Origin of the sequence: Haladaptatus sp. (genome assembly GCF_049589095.1) — an archaeon.
Lineage (GTDB): Archaea > Halobacteriota > Halobacteria > Halobacteriales > Haladaptataceae > Haladaptatus.
In genome coordinates, this window is the sequence record NZ_JBAWAC010000019.1 from 1 (window position 1) to 1,681 (window position 1,681).

The window sequence follows — 1,681 nt, forward strand, 5'->3', positions numbered from 1 at the left end:
TGGGGACGAAGGCATCCACGTATCCATCCGCCACAGCCAGTCATCAGTTTTCTGGTGACATCGAAAACGCGAAACGAAGGTCACGACCCTGACCACGAGACTTGGTGGTTGCCTACCTCGAAAATCCGAGCGTCGCCCGTCGAAGGGATTCGTCAGGAACAGAGCGTATCATCAGTAGCAGAGTGTATTTCTAGATAGCTATCCAGAAATCTATCCAGAATTCTGGACAGAAATCCACCAGTAGACGGCACGAGAAATCAAACCACCGAAAAGTCGGGTCGTTCCGAACGAGGCCGGATTCTCAGTCCCGCCGACTGCCGGGTTGCGGGTCCACGTGCGGTTTCGCCATCAGATCCGAAAATCGGGCGTCGTCCAACCAGTCGAGCAACTGCACCAACTGCTCGGTTGCCGCCTCGAAAATCTCGGCCCCCTTCTCCGGCGTCGCGTCGGTCTGGTCGCCGAACACACCGTTCTCGCTGTTGTCGATGGCGTCGTAGAAGTTCCGTGCCCCGTGGATCGTTGGAGTGCCGTCGCGCAGGTCACGCAGGCCGGTGTCACGGGCCTCCTCCAGTCGGTCCTCGTGGACGAGTTCCGGCGCGATGTGCATGATCATCGCCGTCTCCTTCGGACCGCCGTGCGGGCCGTTGTACTCGAAGATGTCGCTCACGAGGTCGGGAATCGATTCGTCCCACATCCACTCGACTGCGTAGGCGGCCTCGTCCCGACGGAGTCGCCGTCCGACCTCACGCAAGTGCTCCATGTTGCCGCCGTGGGCGTTGACGTAGACGATGCGGTCGATACCGTGGTAGGTGAGGTTGCGCGAAAAGCTCTCGACGTAATCGCGGAACTGCGGCGGGTCCACCGACATCGTCCCGTGGAACTGCATGTGATGCGTGCTGACGCCGATGTTTATCGTCGGCGTGCAAAGGTAGCCCGCCCGGTCGGCCGCCTCGCGGGCCAACGCTTCAGCGATGAGGTGGTCAGTGGCGAGTGGGAGATGCGGGCCGTGTTGTTCGGTCGAACCCAACGGGACGACGGCGACGGATTCCTCCGCAACGTAGTTCCCGAGGTCCGGCCACGCTTGGTCGGCGAGGTACATACGAGAGGGAGGGTGCCGAGAGGGCATAAATTTCAGCACGCCGGAAAACGATTCTGCTAGGACAGGCAGTGACCGGCGAGCGAGAATCCGCAATCAGAACCGCTTTTCGATGGACTTGACCCCGGTCATGACTTCGTCGCGTTCGAAGTAGAGACCTTCGAGGAGGATCAGGGTGATGGCGATGCCGAAGACGAGGCAGAACACGCCGAACTCGGCGGTGTAGAGATGCCAGACGAAGATCGGGAGAAAGAGTGCCGTTCCGATCAGCCCGACGAGCGGGATGACCGAGATCAGTTCGGAGCGTTGCGTGTAGGCGAGCGCGTTCATCGCCCCGAAGACGACGATGAACGACAGGGATGCGAACTCCGTGATGGCGGTGAGACTACCGTATACCGTCAGCAGAATCGTCAGTCCGCCGATGACGAACAGGGTTTTCGTCGGGACGCCCGCTTCCTGCGTCGGGGCAAGTCGGTCGGGAAGCAGGTCGTCGGTGCTCATCCCCTTCGCGAACAATGCAGTGCTGAACAGGGTCGCGTTGATGGCGCTGGCGGTGGAGGCCACCGCTGCGACGCCGATCAGGAC

At 60.9% G+C, this 1,681-nt stretch carries 1 protein-coding gene and 1 pseudogene; both read right to left on the minus strand.

Annotation, left to right across the window (positions count from 1 at the left end; translation table 11 throughout):
- Positions 1–301: 301 nt before the first annotated feature.
- Positions 302–1,099, minus strand: a complete 798-nt coding sequence (locus WBV42_RS00680) for a creatininase family protein (protein ID WP_423984332.1) — start codon at positions 1,097–1,099, stop codon at positions 302–304.
- Between the two features lie 93 nt (positions 1,100–1,192).
- Positions 1,193–1,681, minus strand: a pseudogene (locus WBV42_RS00685) (APC family permease); the annotation flags it as partial.